The organism is Bradyrhizobium sp. 23AC (genome assembly GCF_054863025.1).
This window is the reverse complement of the sequence record NZ_JAVAYN010000005.1, coordinates 378,422-394,098: the sequence shown is the minus strand read 5'-3', so window position 1 is coordinate 394,098 and position 15,677 is coordinate 378,422. Positions and strand designations below refer to the sequence as shown.

Here is a 15,677-nt window from a genome sequence, read left to right as displayed (position 1 = left end):
CACATGTACGACGTTCGATATTCCTATCTGCTCGAGCAATTCTCCGACCCCGCTCCGATCCTGGCCGAGATCGGCCGGCTGGTTGCGACCGGTGACTTCACCCTTGGCAAGCCCGTCGCCGAATTCGAGAAGCGATTTGCCGAACTGATCGGCGTGCGCCACGCCATCGGCGTCGGATCCGGCACCGACGCGCTCAAGTTGCCGCTCAAGGCGCTCGGCATCGGCCATGGCGACGAGGTCATCACCGCCGCCAACACCTTCATCGCCACCGTCGGCGCGATCGCGGAGACCGGTGCCACCCCGGTGCTGGTCGACTGCGACGATTCCTTCTGCATGAACGTCGATCAGGTCGAAGCCGCCATTACCAAGAAGACCAAGGCGATCATGCCGGTTCAGCTGACCGGCGAGGTCACCGACATGGGCAAGCTGATGGCGATCGCGCAGCGCCATAATCTCCCCGTCGTCGAGGACGCCTGCCAGGGCATCCTGTCGGAGTTTGCGGGCAAGCGTTCCGGCACCCACGGCATCGCCGCCGGCTTCTCCCTGCATCCGCTCAAGAACCTCAACGTCTGGGGCGATGCCGGCGTCGTCGTCACCAATGACGACGGCATGAACGAGAAGCTCCGCCTGATCCGCAACCACGGCATGAAGAACCGCGACGAGATCGCGATCCTCGGCTGCAATTCGCGGCTCGATTCCTTGCAGGCCGTCGTCGGCAACTGGCTGATCGGCCAGACCAGCGAGATCACGCGGCGCCGGATCGAGAACGCGGCCTATTACGACGCGGGCCTTGCCGGCCTGCCCGGCCTGCGCGTCCCGCCGCGCCGGCCCAACGTGAAGCACGTCTACCATCTCTACATGGTGTTCGCCGAACGCCGCGACGAGCTCTACCAATACTGCCTGGACAACGGCATCGAGGCCAAGATCCACTATCCGATCCCGCTGTATCAGCAGGAAGGCCTCAAGCATCTCGGCTACGCGCCCGGCACCTTCCCGGTCACCGACCGCCACGCCAAGGAAGTCATCAGCTTCCCCGTCGACCAGCATCTGACGCGCGCCCAGCAGGACCGCGTCATCGAGACCGTCAGGAAGTTCTGCCATGGACGCTGACACCGGCCGCCGTCGCATCGGTTACGTCAATCTTCCCGCCCAGTTCGAGGAAGAGCGCGCCGAGATCATGCAGGCGATCGAGGGCGTTTTCCAGCGCGGCGATTTCATCGGGGGCGTAGCGGTTGGAAAGCTCGAGGAGGAATTGTCCGCCTATCTCGGCTCGCCCCATGTCGTGACGCTGAATTCCGGCACCGACGCACTGATCCTCGCCTTGCGGGCGCTCGACATCGGTCCCGGCGACGAGGTGATCACCCCGCCGAATTCGTTCGTGGCATCGACCGCGGCGATCGTCGCGGTCGGCGCCACGCCGGTCTTTGCGGACGTGCTGCCGGACCAGAACATCGACCCCGCCGCGGTCGAGGCCGCCGTCACGCCGCGCACCAAGGCGATCATGCCGGTGCACCTGACCGGGCGCATGGCCGACATGACCCCGCTGATGGCGATCGCGGACAAGCACGCGCTGGCCGTGATCGAGGATAGCGCCCAGGCGATCGGCTCGACCTATGACGGCCGCATGAGCGGCACCATCGGAACGTTCGGCTGCTTCTCCGCCCATCCGCTGAAGAATCTCAACGCCGCGGGCGATGCCGGTTTCCTCGTCACGGCCGACGCCGAGATGGCCGCACGCATCCGCCGCCTTCGCAATCACGGCCTCATCAACCGCAGTGACGTCCAGGAGTGGGGCATCGTGTCCCGGCTCGACACGCTGCAGGCCGAGGTGCTGCGCATTCGCCTGCGTCACCTGCCCTCGGTGATCGAGCGTCGGCGGCGCAACGCCGCGCAATACCGCGCCGAGCTCGCGGGGCTCCCCCTGTTCATTCCGCCCTGCCGCAACATCGAGTTCAACACCTTCCACACCTTCGTGGTGCAGACGGACCGCCGCAACGACTTCCAGAAATATCTGGCCGACAAGGGCATCGAGACCGCGATCCATTATCCGGTCCCGATCCATTTGCAGCCGGCGGCGGCGCATCTGGGTCAAGGCCGCGGCGCGTTCCCGGTGACCGAGCGGCAGGCGGACCAGATCCTCACGCTTCCCATCAACCAGTTCCTGTCGGCCGCCGATATCAGCTATATCTGCGCGACCGCCCGGGAGTATTTTGCATGACGGATACGGACTTCCTTCAGGCCGATGAGCAGGCGCTGGCGCAGCGCTTCATCGACAACGGCTTCGTCACCACGCCGGCCGATGACCGCGCAGGCCTCGACCGCATCCAGCGGCGCGCCGCGGAGCTTGCGGCGGACTATCTCAAGCTGCCGCACAGCAACGATCCCTATGCGATGCTCGACAGCATCCACACCCGGGTGAGCGTGGACGATCTCAACGGCCTGCGGCTGCACGTCTTTAACGGCCTCAACGCCGAGGCGTGGTTTCGGCCGACCTATTTCCGCCTGGCGCGCTCGACGATCGAGACCATCGTCGGCAACGAGCTCTGCATGCAGCGCCGCGTCAATCTCAGCATCCAGATGCCCGGCGACGATTCCTCGCTGCTTGCCACCCATTCCGATGTCTGGTCGGGCGACTCGCCATTCGAGGTCGTGGTGTGGGTGCCGCTGGTCGACGTCCACCACACCAAGGCGATGTATCTGCTGCCGCCGTCGCTGAACGGCGACATGCAGGACCGGATGGCCGACCTGCGCAGCGCCGAGGAGCTGTACAAGACGATCAAGCCGCACGCGACCTTCATCGAGATCCCCTACGGTCATGTGATGCTGTTCAACCAGACCCTGATGCACGGCAATCGCGTCAACGAGGAGCCCGGCACGCGCTGGAGCATGAACTGCCGCTTCAAGAGCATCATGTCGCCCTATGCGGACAAGCGCTTCGGCGAGTTCTTCGAGCCGATCCTGCTGCGCCCGGCGACGCGGGTCGGCATGCAATACAAGCTGCCGGGAGGCTTCCATGGCTGAGCGAGCCGGCCATCGCGGCTATATCGGCGCGCGGCCGCTGAACGGCAGCCGCACCCCGCAGCACGTCCAGAACATCGTGATCCGCGACTACGCGCGGCGCAAGAACCTGCAATTTCTGCTCAGCGCCGTCGAGCACATCATGCCCGGCAGCTACATGGTGCTCGAGGACATCCTGGACGAGTTGCCCCGCCTGAATGGCCTGATCCTCTACAGCATCTTCATGCTGCCGCCCGACGAGGCACGGCGACGGGAGATCTACGACCGCGTGCTGCGCGAGGGCTGCGACCTCCACGCCGCCGTCGAGGAGATCACGCTGTCGTCGCAGAAGGACATCCAGGCCGTCGAGGACATCCTGCTGGTCAATAAATACGCCACCATCCTGTGACGATGCCGCGGACCGGTTGGGCCCCATGAGCGAGATCAACCTGCTCCAACCGATGCACGCATCGACCAGGCGGAACTACGTTCAGCGCGTGGTCGAGCACGACAAGGCGGAATCCGCCACCGTCGCGCGGCAATGGGGACAGGACTACTGGGATGGCGACCGGCGCTACGGCTATGGCGGCTATCGTTATGACGGACGCTGGCGCCCGCTCGCCCAGACCTTGATCGATCGCTACGGAATCAAGCCCGGCATGAGCGTGCTCGACGTCGGCTGCGGCAAGGGCTACCTGCTCTACGAATTCAGCCAGCTTGTCCCCGACCTCAGGATCGCCGGCATCGACATCTCCGACTACGGCATCGCCAACGCCAAGGAGGAGGTGCGGCCGCTGCTGAAGGTCGGCAGTGCCGTCGAGCTCCCCTACCCCGATCACAGCTTCGACCTCGTGGTGTCGCTCGGCGTGCTGCATAACCTTCCGCTCGAAGACGTATTCCGCGCGGTGTCGGAGATCGAGCGCGTCGGGCGCGGCACCTCGAAATATCTGATGGTGGAATCGTTCCGCAACGAGCGCGAAAAGGCGAACCTCCTCTACTGGCAGCTCACCTGCCTGAGCTTCCACGGCCCGGAAACCTGGGCGTGGATCTACGACAAATACGGCTATCGGGGCGACCATGGGTTCATCTTCTTCGAGTGAAGCCGGCCTGCGCCGGCCGACGTCGCTGCGCGCGCAGAATCCGGAAGTGTATTATTCGGACGACGCCATCGTCACGGCGGACGACGCCACGATCGCGGAGCTGAAACGCATCGCCGCCGGCAACCCGCGTCTGCGCAGCCGGCTGTGCACGCACCCCGATCCCGCGTCCAGCCTGCACGAGATGCTGATCGTGCATCATCGCGAGGCCTATGTCCGGCCCCACAAGCATTTTGGCAAACCTGAATCGTTTCACGTGATCGAGGGCACTGCGCAGGTCGTGATCTTCGAGGATGACGGCCGCATTCGCGACGTGCTCGAGATGGCGCCCTACGGCCAGGGCAAGCGCTGCTATTACCGGATGCCCGAAAAGGTCTTCCACTCGATCCTGATCACCTCGGAATGGCTGGTGTTCCACGAAACCACCGCCGGCCCGTTCGATCCCTCACGCACGGCATTTCCCGACTGGGCCCCCGATGGCGGCGACGCTGCCGAGGTCCAACGCTACGTCACACAGATCGGTGCGCTCGCCGTGGAGCATCTGGCGAGACGGTAGATTTCGACCCCACTCGCTGCTCGACGATCCCGCGTGAATGATCGAGGACGAAACCAGACGATGAAGCCGCCTGCAAAAGCACTGGTTACCCTGGTCAAGTTCGCGGTGTCGATCGGGATCCTGGTATTGCTCTTGCGCAGCCAGGACTTGTCGTCCCTGAAAGCCGATCTTCTCGCCGTCAACTTGAACATGCTCGCGCTTGCAGTGTTGCTGCTGTTCGCCCAAACCTTCGTTCTCTGCCACCGCTGGATCCTGATCCTGCGCGCCATGAGCGTGCCCCTGGGTTGGCTACCCGGCTGGCGCATTCTCATCATCAGCACCTTTTTCAATCAGGTGCTGCCCGCGGGCGGTGACGCGGTCCGGATCTGGATGCTGCGGCGGAATGGCGTGCAATGGTCGCAGACGATCGGCAGCATCGTGGCCGATCGCTTCCTGGCGCTGCTGGCGCTCGGTCTCATCGTCCTGGCGGGAATGCCGTTCCTGCTGCCTCGTGTCCACGACAACTCACTCCTTTTCGCGATCGTGACCGTTCTGGCGGCTGCATGCCTCGGCGCAATCGCCCTGGCGACGCTGGACCGGTGGCCGCCACGCTTGATCGCGGCCGTACCGGCCAGGGTCGTGCAATTCGCGATGCTGGTCAGGGCTCCGTTGCTGACGGCCGGAGGGCGGGCAATGTTGATCGTATCAGCCATTGTCGTCCACTTGATCACCGTTGCGACCTGCTATGTCCTCGCGATCGGACTGGAGGCGCCCCTCACCGCACTTGACGCCTTCGTGCTGGTCCCGCTCGTCATCTTGTCTTCGGCGGTCCCCATCTCGATCGGAGGCTGGGGCGTGCGCGAAGGCGCGATGGTCGCTGCGCTTGGTCTTGCCGGAATCGCATCCGACAAGGCGCTCGCAATATCGGTTTTGCTGGGGCTTGGCGGCCTGATCGTCGGCCTGTTCGGCGGGCTGGTATGGCTGATCGCGCCCGAGCGCACCAGCTTCAGCCCTGACGAGGCACGGGCCATCGCCGAACGAACCGATGCAGCGCCGGTCTAGCATGGGCACCGCCGGACAAGACCAAGCGATGACATCTGCCGAGGTGCGCTTACGCAGTCTCGCCGAGACATGGTCGTGGCGCGTGCTCATTTTCGCGCCAGCCGCTCTTTCCATCTGGTGCCTGAACCGCGACGGCATTTATCGAACGCTGCTATTTGACGGTGGCTGGACAACGCGATTTTACGTCCTCGTCTGGATCGTCCTGACGCCGTATCTCGGCTGGTTCATCATGGCGACCGGCCGCCTGACGTTCTCGCTCATCAGGCACGAACCCACTCAGCGCGTCGACGAGTTCTTTGTCGGCGCGGCCACGCTCATCTTGACGGGATTTGGACTCGGCGCTCTTTCCATCCTGTACCCACAAATCGTTCTCGGATTTGCGATCGCGGTGCTGCTGTGGGACAGCCGCAGCTTTCGGAAGCCGCGGAAGCTCGCCGTAACTTTGCCGCTGGTCGCAATGTCGCTGCTGGGTCTTTGGCTTCTGGCAGCGGTGTTCCTCGATCGCGCCGTCATACCCGACGTCATTTCGACCGACGTTCAGCAGCTCTATGCCCCGTATCTTGCCGAGGTTGCGAGAAACCACAGCATCTGGCTTGCGGCCGACAATCCCATCTTCTCCGACTTCGAAATCGGCCACGGAAACGGCCTGCATCTGTTGCTGGCGACGTTCCTGCCGCCTCATGTTGCCCAGATCATTTCGTTTCTCTATTTCGTCGGGATCGGCGCGGTCATTTTCGAGCTCGGCCGCCTCGTTCTTCCATTCCAGGCTTTCGGACGCCGGTGCGAAGAGGCTGCGATCCCGATCGCACTCGGCCTGGCAATTCTCGGGCTTGCTTGGCCGAGGACGGTGCCGACCGTTACACCCGGCCTCCACATCATGGAGTTTGGAAAGTACCACCTTCAGACCGCGGCATTCTTCGTCTATTTCCTGCTGGTCGTCATCCGCTCTTCCCAAAGTCGAGACAGGCTCGCCGCCGGCATTTGCGCCTTTGCCGTCGCGGCTTCCTATCCGCTCTACGCCGCGTTCGTCTTTTTGATTTCGGCGTTGGGAGTGCTCACCAAGGCGCTTCAGCGCGACCTGTCTGGCGTCATGACCGGCGTGCTGCTCGGGGTCGGAGCGATCGCTGGGTGCATTTTGGCCTTCTCCGTCAATTATCTCTACCTCGGAATCCCGGCCACCAACCCGTACTCGCTGTTCCGGGGCGCCGCATCGGTAGAGCGTTTCTCACAATTCGGCAGCCTCGATATCCTCGACTATTTCGTGCTGGCGCAGTCGCTGGAGGTCAGCGACTTCCTCAGCAAGGCGGGGTTGTTCGCCTTCTTCAAGCAGGTCAGGTCCGTTCTCCTCGTTGCCATTGTTCTCGCGGCGGCAACTTGCGCCGTGGCTTACATCGACTCGAAGCTGTTTCCGGATCGCTCCGGCGCCTCGAAGTCGCGAATGACGTTCAATGCTGCGGGGCTCTTCATCATCATCGCCTACGTAGCCAGCGTCCGACTTCTGGATATGACGCTGAATATTCCGAGCCTGATCAGGCTATCCGTTCACGTCACCGCGCTATTCCCGCTCGCGACCGTGGCCATCGCCTGTGGAGTGCTGGTCATCGTGCGGCGGCTGACCTCAACCTGGTCCCCCGGGCGTTACGCGCCTCATGTGGCCCTTCTGGCGCTCCTGATCACCTGCGCCTGGACAACCCTTTCCTATCCCTGGCAGAGTTTCAGGGACGACGGGACCGTCGCTTTTGTGACCGGGCGCCCCCTTCGCCAGTTGCCCCGTGTCAGCCTGGACTGGCAGCGCTGTGACGAACTGCAGCAATCGACGGGGTCTGAGCGCATTCTGCCTCTCAACGGCTATCGCGCGTTGGTGCCATGCTACTTCTCGCCGCTCCTCACGCGAGGCAAGATCATTCATACCTATCAGAGCGATGTCGCGCGCGATTTCAAGAAGGTCGCACTGGGGACTGCCGATACGGCGGAAGCCACGCTTCGCGGGTTGGGGGTGAATCTCTTCTACGTCCAGAGGGAGAATTGCGATTTTTGGCTGAATGGGTTCTCAGACCTCTTCCAGAAAGAAGAACTGGCGAGACGCTTTGCGGTCCGCGCCGAGACTCCGCATTACTGGCTATTGACGTGGCGGGCTGGTGATCAGCCATTGACTCCGGAAACGGCAGCGGCAATCTCGACGCTTAGGACGAGATCGAAGGATATTTATCGAATGGCTTACGGTGTCGAGCCCTTTGAGGTGGTGAGGCACCAGTTGCCACCAGACGGCAAGCCAAGAGACCTCGCGATTCTCGATCAGCTGTCCAAATGCCGCTGAGGGTTGCTGAGTTGACGACGGAAAGCGATCCTCCGCGGAGACATCTACATGCATCCCGGTAAACGCTGGTCTTGGGGAGGCTGGCGAACAAGCGCGCGTGCCGGCTTGATGACGGCTCCATTCCTCATCGCGGCCTTAGGCCTGCTGGTCAAGGTTCCTCCCGAGGTCCAGTTCTTCAGCGGCGGTCCCTTGGTCGCCTGGAACAGCTTGTGTCTCGCTGTCCTCGCTCCCTACGTGGCTATTGCGTTTGTCGGAATGGGGGCTCTGCTCGTTCACCGGCTCGACGAAGGCAACGACCTCGACGCCGCCGATTTGCTCGTGCTGCAGTTCTTCGGCGGCGCTGCGCTGTGCGTCTTGATCGGCGTTTGCCTCGGTGCGGCGGGATTGCTCTTCCCGTGGATCACCATCCCATTCTTGACGGGGTATCATCGCCTGGCACCTTGCGCGTCCATCCCGTGGCCGTTGGATACCATCTACGGCTGCCGAGTGGCTGCTGGTTGGACTAATCGGTCTGTCGGCCGTCGTGCTTCTGCTGGTGAAGGGCGTCGTGCTCGACGCGACCCGCGGTGATATCCCGCAACTTTATCTTCCGCTCCTCGCTGACCTGCAGAACCGCCACACCCTCTGGCTCGACCCCGAACAGCCAAAGCTGTTCTGGTTCTTGCTCGGCCGCGGCCACGGGGCCGACATGTTGCTCGTGAGCTTCGGTGGTCCGACGGCTCATCAAATCCTTTCCGTTGTCTACTTGCTGTCCATCGCGGCGCTGGTCCATCGCATGGCGGTGCGGCTGACAACGGGCTGGATATTGCCGGGGTGCGCGGCCTTGATCGCAATGTGGTCGAGCTTCATCGGATTGGAGACGGGGCGCTTTCACTATGAGACCGGCGCCTTCCTCCTGTTCGTCTGTTGGGCGGGGCCGCTCTATGCCACCACCAAGGCCCGCGTGATCTTCCGCGCATTGGTGCCAACCGTGATGTCCATCGCCATCATGGTCCCCCAGGCGGCTATCATCGCCACGGCCTTCTTGATGGCGGGAGCGGGCGCCGGCTGGTTCGCTCATGGCCCGCGCGGCATCGTGCGGCCACTCGGAGTGGCCGCAATCGGTCTTGGCACAGCGGCTCTCAGCCTTCTGGTCAACCAGATCTATCTCGGCATCGCCGAGGTCAATCCGATCGGCGTGTTCATGCCGCTCATCAACGTGGAGCGCTTTCGTCAAATCTCGAGCCTGGAGCTCATGGTCTACGTAAACAACGCGCAAGGCATCAAGTATGCAGGATTTTCGATGCGCGACATCGTGGCCGCAGTCGGTCGCCTGCGGGAGATGCTCTGGAGTCTTTTCCTTGCGACGAACTTCTGGACATACCCGGCTTTCATTGTCGCGTGCGCAGCCTTGCTCAGAGTACGACGCCCCCAAGGAAATGGCCCATTCGTCGTAGGTCTCGCTCTCTGCCTGCTCGCTGTCGTCAGCCTGATCACACTCACTTCACATGGAAGTCTGGAGCGCATGCTGGCCTTCCGATCGGTCGCAACTCCGCTGATTGCCATTTCAATCATCGTGCCGCTCGCCGATCTTTTTCGGCGGCGTCAGTTGCAACTTCGCCTCGTCTCTCTGCCTTCTGCGATGGTGACGATCTGTTTGGCGACCCTTGTCGCAACTGTGGTTGCGAGGTCGCAGGGCGAGATAACGCGCGTGCGCGTGCAGGGCGCCTTGGCGTTTGTCACTGGTCGCATCGGCCTGGTTGGCACCTCCCCGTCCTTTGACGACCTCGATCCACGCCGCTGTCGGGAGGTTTCAAGTCACGTCCCTGCTGACTGGCACATCCTCCCCGTCAACTCCGCTTTGCGTTTTCTGCCGACCTGCGCCGAATCCCCTCTCCTGCCATCTGGCCGGGTCGTGGATACCTTGCATCCGGTGTTTCTGCCGGATTATGGAGACGTCCTGCTTGGGCCCGCCCCAATCAGCATTGCCGCGCTACGCCGCCACAATGTGAATGCCTTTTACATAGAGAGCGACCGGCTGGATTTCTGGGCGCATGGGCAAAGCCCGCTTTTTGATTCAGACAGCATGCCGCGCAATCTGGACGTCCTCCACGTTGGAGCTGATTACATCTTGCTGACGTGGAAGGGCTTGGGAGCGCCAATCAGCGACGAACAGGTTGCAGCGATCACCGCGCTACGGAACCGCAGCCGCGTGACCGGTCCAGGCAAAGACTATTGGGATGGTATCGCAACGCTTGCGGCGTGGCGGTCCCGGCAAGACTCTACCGAAAAGTGAGCAGCCGCGCGCTTCCGCCCGCACCGCGGCGCGGCACGCGCCAAGAGTCTTCGCGCGAAGCCGGACCCCATCCTGAATAGTCACCGCAAAATCCTGCCGAATCGGCTCTGTTTTTCGCGAGTCCGACGATCGGATAAGATGCCGGCGGACAGCGTGGGGGATCTCAACTTATCAATTGAGGTGCACGCTGTGGCCCTATATAGCCGTACAATGGCTGCCAGCCGCGGGCCGTAATGGCTCGGAACGCCGATTCCAGACCTGCTCCTGCAAAGAGTTAAAGCCGTGACCGACCATTGCCGCCTCTGCCATTCGACCAACCTGCGTCCGGTCATCGACCTCGGACTGATGCCGATTGCGCATCGGCTTCGGCATAGCCGAAACGAACAGGATGAACGATATCCGTTCGAGGTGCTGGCCTGCGGAGATTGCGGCCTGCCCCAGATCGTCAAGCCGATCGATCCCGACATTCTGTACCGGCAGTTCAACTACAATTTCAGCAGCTGGAAGCCGGAGCCGCATCAGGCGGACGAGCTCGATACCATCGCGAAATTCTCCAAGCACCAGTCCGTGTTCGAGATCGGATGCAACGACGGCCTGTTCATGGACAAGCTGCGCGAGCGCGGCACCAAGGTCATGGTCGGCGTCGAGCCCAATCCGGTGTCGGGCAAGATCGCCCGCGAGCGCGGCATCAAGGTCTATGCCGACATGCTCAGCCCGGCGATGGCCCACGATGCTGTCGCTCAGTCCGGCAAGTTCGACCTCGTCATATCGCGCCAGGTGCTGGAGCACATCGTCGATTTCGAGAACTTCTTCGACTGCGTCAAGATCGCGCTCAGCGACGACGGACTGCTGTTCATCGACGTGCCGGATTTCGCGCCCGGCTCGGCAGTGGGCGACCTCTCCGTCCTCTGGGAGGAGCACGTCAGCTATTTCACCGAACCGACCCTGCTCACGCTGCTGGCGCGCCACGGCTTCGAGGCGGTGTCCGTGAAGAAATACAATTTCAGCGGCGGCAGTCTCGCGATCGCCGCCCGCCGTGCCAAGGGCGCCGTGACGCCGCCGCCCGCGCCGTCCGGCGTCGGCGAGAAATTCGGTCAGCGCGCACGCGAGTATGGCGCGCGTCTCCGCCCGATTCTCGCGAAGGCCCGCGCCAACGGCGCCGAGATTGCCATCTACGGCGCTGGCTGCCGCGCCTGCACCTTCACCAACGCCCACGAGCTGGCGGATCTCGTCGACCTCTCGGTCGACGACCAGAAGGAGCGCCAGGGGCTGTTCCTGCCCGGCACCGGCATTCCGATCCGCTCGCCCGAGGATCTCGCCGGCAAGTCGGGTCCGCTCGTCTGTCTCCTGGCCGTGAACGAGGAGAACGAGGCCAAGGTCAGCAGCCGGCTGCGCGAGAGCGTGAAGCGTCCGCTGCAGATCGTTTCGATCTTCGCGCCGAACGACATCTGGAGCGAGCTCGACCGTCTCGAGGCGGCCGCAGGGTCGCGGCATGGCTGAGGACAAGCTCTTCAACTATTACGAACGTCAGGATGTTCTGCCGACGTTCGGGAATTTCAAATCGTCCACCGAGCTCGAGGCCTACGCCAGCCAGCGGCGCGAGCTGTTTTCGGACAAGCTGGTGCTGCCGCCACGGCTGTTCCGCGATGCCGATGTGCTCGAATTCGGTCCCGATTCCGGCGAGAACGCGCTGGTGTTTGCCGGTTGGGGCGCGAACATGACGCTCGCCGAACCGAACCGGCATGCACACCCGAAGATCCAGGCCTACTTTGCACATTTCGGCCTGACCCAACGTCTCCGCGAGCTCGCACTCGCCGACGTCGAGGGCTTCAGCAGCGATCGCCGCTTCGACATCATCGATGCCGAGGGCTTCATCTACACGGTGCAGCCGAGCGAAAAATGGCTCGGCGTCTTCCACCGCCTGCTCAATCCGGACGGTTATGCCGTCGTGTCCTATTACGAGCGCTATGGCGGCTTCTTCGAGCTCGCGCTCAAGGCGATCCATGCGGCCGGCAAGGCATTGGGCGGTCGCGCTCCGCTCGACACTGCAAAGATGCTGTTCGAGGCGAAGTGGGACAGCATTCCGCACACCCGCAGCTTCGAATCCTGGCTGATGGACGTGCTGGAAAATCCTTTCGTCCGGCATCGCTACTTCCTCGACGCGGCCAGCTTGTGCGCGGCGGCGCATCAACAGGGGTTCGACGTCCATTCGGCGTGGCCGGCCTACCGCGACAGCCTCGACATCTACTGGCACAAGAAAGTCCTGTCCGGCGACGAGAAGCTGCATCGCGCCAGACGCCATCTCGACCGCAGCCGGCTGAGCTTCCTCGGCGGACGAAAGCTCTATCTGGTCGGCAAGGCCGATGACGTGCAGGCGATCTCGGCATCGATCGAGGCACTCGTGCTCGACGTCGATGGCATGATCGATGATCCCTTCGGCGAGAGCCTGCCGCGCGTGGTCGCGGGCCTCGCGTCGCTGCGCGAGACGATCCGGACCACCGACATTCTCGCCGACGATGCCGCCGACATCGAAGCCATCATCGCGACGCTCGACAGCTTCCATCGCATCTTTGGCGCGATCGGGCGCCGAGATGCGTCTGCGGTCGCCGCCCTCACCCAGTCGGATCCGGCCTTCATCAACACGTGGGGACAGCCGGCGCATTTCCTCGTGATCCGGAAGCGCTAAGGGATCGTAGCCAGTGAAGCCAGGCATTGGCATCATCGGAACGGGCATGGTCGGCCAGATGTGCCACCTCGCCAATTTCGCTGCCAATCCGGCCTGCCGCGTCGTCGCGATCGCCGATCTCCGGCCGGACCTCGCCGCCGCCGCGGCGCAGAAGTTTGGCATCCCCCGGGTTTACGGCACGCACCGGGAGCTGCTTGCGGACAGTGCGGTGTCCGCCGTCGTCGTCGTGACGAAGCGTCGTGCCACAGGACCGATCGTCCTGGACGCGTTGACCAGCGGCCGGCACGTGCTGTCGGAAAAGCCGATGGCCTACACGACGGCCCAGGCCAGTTCGCTGGTCGAAGCCGCGCGGCAGCAAAACCTCGTCTACAGCATCGGCTACATGAAGCGTCACGATGCCGGCGTGGCACGGGCGCTGCAGATGCTGACGCGCTTGCGCGAAGACCAGTCGCTCGGACGCATCGTCCGGGCAAAAGGCTGGTGCTTCGGCGGCAACACCGGCCGGTCGCACGACAATTTCGTGATGACCGGCGAAGCGCGACCGGACGGAATCGAACTCTGGCCGGATGGTCCCGACTGGATGCCGCGCGCGATGCGTCCCGGCTACGACAATTTTCTGAACGTCTTCAGCCATATCATCAACCTGGCGCGTTACCTGCTCGGATCGTCGCCGACGGTCGCCGAAAGCGCGATCGAGACTTCGGGAGCCGCGCGCATCACGCTCGACTTCGACGGCATCGCCTGCACGCTGGATCTCGTGAACGGCTCCGAGGGCAGCTGGCGCGAGGGGCTGACGATCGATTTCGAGCGCGGCGCAGTGACCCTGGAATTGCCGCCACCTTTCGCCGAGCAAGAGGCGGAGGTCATCGTCGATCACGATGGTCAGAGCACGCGGCTGACGGGCGAAAAGAGCTGGGCATTTCGGCGCCAGGCGGACGCCTTCGTTTCCGACGTCGCCGCGCGAGGCATCCCCTTGGCCCCCGGCGCGGATTCAGTGACCGACATCGCGCTTGCGGAGACGGTTTGGAAACAGTGGGCTAGCGGCTAGGCGCGGCATCCTTGCTTGCGCCCTCGAGCGGCAGAATGCCCGCGATGGGCCCAAGCTTGATGGTGACCTGCGCAAGTTGAGCCAGGAACTCTGCAACATCGCAGCGCGCCAGGAACCGGCACGCATAGTACTTCCGCACCAAGGTCTGGTTCGGTGCTGCTCCCGGGCCCGGCTGGAACGAGATCGTCGCCTGCGGCCCCGTCGGATCGAAATGATGGAAGGCGCTTCCCGGAGCCGTCCGCGCCTCGTCCATTCCGCGCAGGATGTCGGGCCGCTCGGCGCGCAGTGCAAATCCGAAGAAGGGCTGATTGCCCCAGGCAAGGCGCAGCATGCCGGTGACCTCGGCGAGGCCGAACGGCACATGCCGTGAGGGGTAGTCGAAAAAGCCGTCATCGAGCGCATAAACCGTCGCCGCTGGCTGGGCCCGGCCGGCAAGGTTGCGCGTCAGGGCCTCCTGCTTCAGCGTTCGCGCCTGCATGAAGACGTAGTCGCTCCACAGCATGCCGATCGACATGATCAGGCCCGATCCGAATATGGCTGCAAAGGCGATGCTGGGATTGGTCCAACGTTCGGCCAGCCGCTTGATTGCGAGAAACCCCAGCGCCGAGGGCACGCCGAGCATCAGCAGATGGCGGCTCTCGTAGAAATGCGTCGACGACGGCCGCAGGCCGGCGATCAGATAGGGCGACGACAATGCGAGGAACAAAACCACTGCGAGCACGAGCGGCAAGGCGATCGCGGTTCCGGACATGGTCGGCTTCGTGTCGGCGCGCAGCAGCAGCAAGACGATGCCGACGAGCACCGCCGCCAAAATGAACAGCCCCGGGACGGCGATCGCCGCGCGCAACGCGTGGGCCAGGACGTCCCTGTAGCCCGTGATGAAGAATGCCAACCATCCCTTCGCCAACTCGCCGAGCGTCGGGAAATGGGCATCATAGTGCTGCGCGTACACGCCGATCCGCTTGAACCAGATATTGAGCGTGCCCCAGTAGATCAGCGGAAGCAGGATCAATTCCGGATAACCCAGGGCGCTGCGCCAGGATGCGAGCCATGTGCGGCGAACGAAACCGTCCGTCGGCTTCCCGCCCCGCCATATCGCAACGAAGAGACCAAGCATTACGAAGGCATAGAGCACGATCGTCGAGTTGAGCGCGAAGCTCAGCAGGAACACGAGCGCACAGGCCACGCGAAGCAGCACGCGCCGCAGGCCGCGGGCGCTGAAGGCCAGCGTCAACAGCCATGCGCCTATAAACAGCAATCCGAAGCTGAAGACGTAGACCGCGTTCGCCTTGCCCGCCCAAAGCTGATAGCCGGGATAGGTCCAGACGATCAGCGCGAAACCGACCGCCTCGGCGCGGTCGAGCAGGCCGAGACGCGTTGCGGTCAGCGCGAGCGATGTTGCGCCGAAGATGATTCCAACAATCGCCAGCGAGACCATCACGACAACCGGGGCGCCCGTCCAGTTCGCGAATGTGTCGTAGCTGTAAAAGATCGGATGACCGGCGCCGTTCAGCAGGAAATCGATGTTGATGAAATAGTCGGGACGCGGCTTGAGCACCAGCCAGTCGTCCATGAAGAGACCATCGTTCACGAGCATCGGCGCATGCGCAGCCAATAGCACGACGAGGAGGACGACTATCGCACGCAGCAATGGGGGCAT

14 protein-coding genes are annotated in these 15,677 nt (G+C 63.2%); 12 read left to right on the top strand and 2 right to left on the bottom strand.

Going from position 1 to position 15,677, the window contains the following annotated elements; genetic code table 11:
- Positions 1-3 precede the first annotated feature (3 nt).
- The 8 genes from RAD10_RS15550 to RAD10_RS15515 are packed head-to-tail and all read left to right on the top strand — an operon-like array spanning position 4 to position 8,008.
- Positions 4-1,110 (top strand): DegT/DnrJ/EryC1/StrS family aminotransferase, encoded by a 1,107-nt coding sequence (locus RAD10_RS15550; RefSeq protein ID WP_028141025.1) that lies wholly within the window; start codon positions 4-6, stop codon positions 1,108-1,110.
- A complete protein-coding gene (locus RAD10_RS15545) occupies positions 1,100-2,218 on the top strand; it encodes a DegT/DnrJ/EryC1/StrS family aminotransferase (protein WP_461618202.1) in 1,119 nt (372 codons plus the stop codon). Before RAD10_RS15550 ends, RAD10_RS15545 begins: the two co-directional genes overlap by 11 nt.
- Entirely contained in the window at positions 2,215-3,021 is an 807-nt protein-coding gene (locus RAD10_RS15540) for a sporadic carbohydrate cluster 2OG-Fe(II) oxygenase (RefSeq protein ID WP_339034246.1), read from the top strand. Before RAD10_RS15545 ends, RAD10_RS15540 begins: the two co-directional genes overlap by 4 nt.
- Positions 3,014-3,406 (top strand): LIC12192 family sporadic carbohydrate cluster protein, encoded by a 393-nt coding sequence (locus RAD10_RS15535; RefSeq protein ID WP_018322238.1) that lies wholly within the window; start codon positions 3,014-3,016, stop codon positions 3,404-3,406. The genes RAD10_RS15540 and RAD10_RS15535 overlap by 8 nt, the downstream gene beginning before the upstream one ends.
- Positions 3,407-3,431: 25 nt before the next feature.
- Positions 3,432-4,097 (top strand): class I SAM-dependent methyltransferase, encoded by a 666-nt coding sequence (locus RAD10_RS15530; RefSeq protein WP_461618201.1) that lies wholly within the window; start codon positions 3,432-3,434, stop codon positions 4,095-4,097.
- Complete coding sequence (locus RAD10_RS15525; protein ID WP_461618200.1) at positions 4,075-4,650, top strand: WbuC family cupin fold metalloprotein; 576 nt, start codon at positions 4,075-4,077, stop codon at positions 4,648-4,650. The genes RAD10_RS15530 and RAD10_RS15525 overlap by 23 nt, the downstream gene beginning before the upstream one ends.
- 60 nt (positions 4,651-4,710) lie before the next feature.
- Complete coding sequence (locus tag RAD10_RS15520; RefSeq protein ID WP_461618199.1) at positions 4,711-5,691, top strand: lysylphosphatidylglycerol synthase transmembrane domain-containing protein; 981 nt, start codon at positions 4,711-4,713, stop codon at positions 5,689-5,691.
- A gap of 28 nt (positions 5,692-5,719) precedes the next feature.
- Positions 5,720-8,008 carry a hypothetical protein gene (locus tag RAD10_RS15515; RefSeq protein WP_461618198.1) on the top strand — a complete coding sequence of 763 codons (2,289 nt, stop codon included), beginning with the start codon at positions 5,720-5,722 and terminating at the stop codon, positions 8,006-8,008.
- Positions 8,009-8,143: 135 nt separating this feature from the next.
- On the opposite strand, the gene RAD10_RS15510 is transcribed toward RAD10_RS15515, so the two are convergent.
- Positions 8,144-8,437 (bottom strand): hypothetical protein, encoded by a 294-nt coding sequence (locus RAD10_RS15510; RefSeq protein ID WP_461618197.1) that lies wholly within the window; start codon positions 8,435-8,437, stop codon positions 8,144-8,146.
- A gap of 118 nt (positions 8,438-8,555) precedes the next feature.
- Here RAD10_RS15510 and RAD10_RS15505 point away from each other — a divergent pair, with 118 nt between their 5' ends.
- The 4 genes from RAD10_RS15505 to RAD10_RS15490 all read left to right on the top strand — a co-directional run bounded on the left by RAD10_RS15505 (position 8,556) and on the right by RAD10_RS15490 (position 14,017).
- Complete coding sequence (locus RAD10_RS15505; RefSeq protein ID WP_461618196.1) at positions 8,556-10,283, top strand: hypothetical protein; 1,728 nt, start codon at positions 8,556-8,558, stop codon at positions 10,281-10,283.
- A gap of 282 nt (positions 10,284-10,565) precedes the next feature.
- On the top strand, positions 10,566-11,783 hold the full coding sequence (locus tag RAD10_RS15500) for a class I SAM-dependent methyltransferase (RefSeq protein ID WP_183234640.1): 1,218 nt from the start codon (positions 10,566-10,568) through the stop codon (positions 11,781-11,783).
- Positions 11,776-12,969: a class I SAM-dependent methyltransferase gene (locus RAD10_RS15495; protein WP_461618195.1), complete on the top strand. Its 1,194-nt coding sequence runs from the start codon at positions 11,776-11,778 to the stop codon at positions 12,967-12,969. Before RAD10_RS15500 ends, RAD10_RS15495 begins: the two co-directional genes overlap by 8 nt.
- Before the next feature lie 13 nt (positions 12,970-12,982).
- Positions 12,983-14,017, top strand: a complete 1,035-nt coding sequence (locus RAD10_RS15490; protein ID WP_461618194.1) for a Gfo/Idh/MocA family protein — start codon at positions 12,983-12,985, stop codon at positions 14,015-14,017.
- Here the strand turns inward: RAD10_RS15490 and RAD10_RS15485 are convergent.
- Positions 14,007-15,677: a hypothetical protein gene (locus tag RAD10_RS15485; RefSeq protein WP_461618193.1), complete on the bottom strand. Its 1,671-nt coding sequence runs from the start codon at positions 15,675-15,677 to the stop codon at positions 14,007-14,009. The genes RAD10_RS15490 and RAD10_RS15485 overlap by 11 nt on opposite strands.

Coding starts and splice junctions, on each gene's coding strand:
- RAD10_RS15530 (WP_461618201.1), top strand. CDS start 3,432: ATGAGCGAGATCAACCTGCTCCAACCGATGCACGCATCGACCAGGCGG.
- RAD10_RS15540 (WP_339034246.1), top strand. CDS start 2,215: ATGACGGATACGGACTTCCTTCAGGCCGATGAGCAGGCGCTGGCGCAG.
- RAD10_RS15550 (WP_028141025.1), top strand. CDS start 4: ATGTACGACGTTCGATATTCCTATCTGCTCGAGCAATTCTCCGACCCC.
- RAD10_RS15545 (WP_461618202.1), top strand. CDS start 1,100: ATGGACGCTGACACCGGCCGCCGTCGCATCGGTTACGTCAATCTTCCC.
- RAD10_RS15495 (WP_461618195.1), top strand. CDS start 11,776: ATGGCTGAGGACAAGCTCTTCAACTATTACGAACGTCAGGATGTTCTG.
- RAD10_RS15520 (WP_461618199.1), top strand. CDS start 4,711: ATGAAGCCGCCTGCAAAAGCACTGGTTACCCTGGTCAAGTTCGCGGTG.
- RAD10_RS15510 (WP_461618197.1), bottom strand. CDS start 8,437: ATGATACCCCGTCAAGAATGGGATGGTGATCCACGGGAAGAGCAATCC.
- RAD10_RS15525 (WP_461618200.1), top strand. CDS start 4,075: ATGGGTTCATCTTCTTCGAGTGAAGCCGGCCTGCGCCGGCCGACGTCG.
- RAD10_RS15535 (WP_018322238.1), top strand. CDS start 3,014: ATGGCTGAGCGAGCCGGCCATCGCGGCTATATCGGCGCGCGGCCGCTG.
- RAD10_RS15515 (WP_461618198.1), top strand. CDS start 5,720: ATGACATCTGCCGAGGTGCGCTTACGCAGTCTCGCCGAGACATGGTCG.
- RAD10_RS15485 (WP_461618193.1), bottom strand. CDS start 15,677: ATGCCCCCATTGCTGCGTGCGATAGTCGTCCTCCTCGTCGTGCTATTG.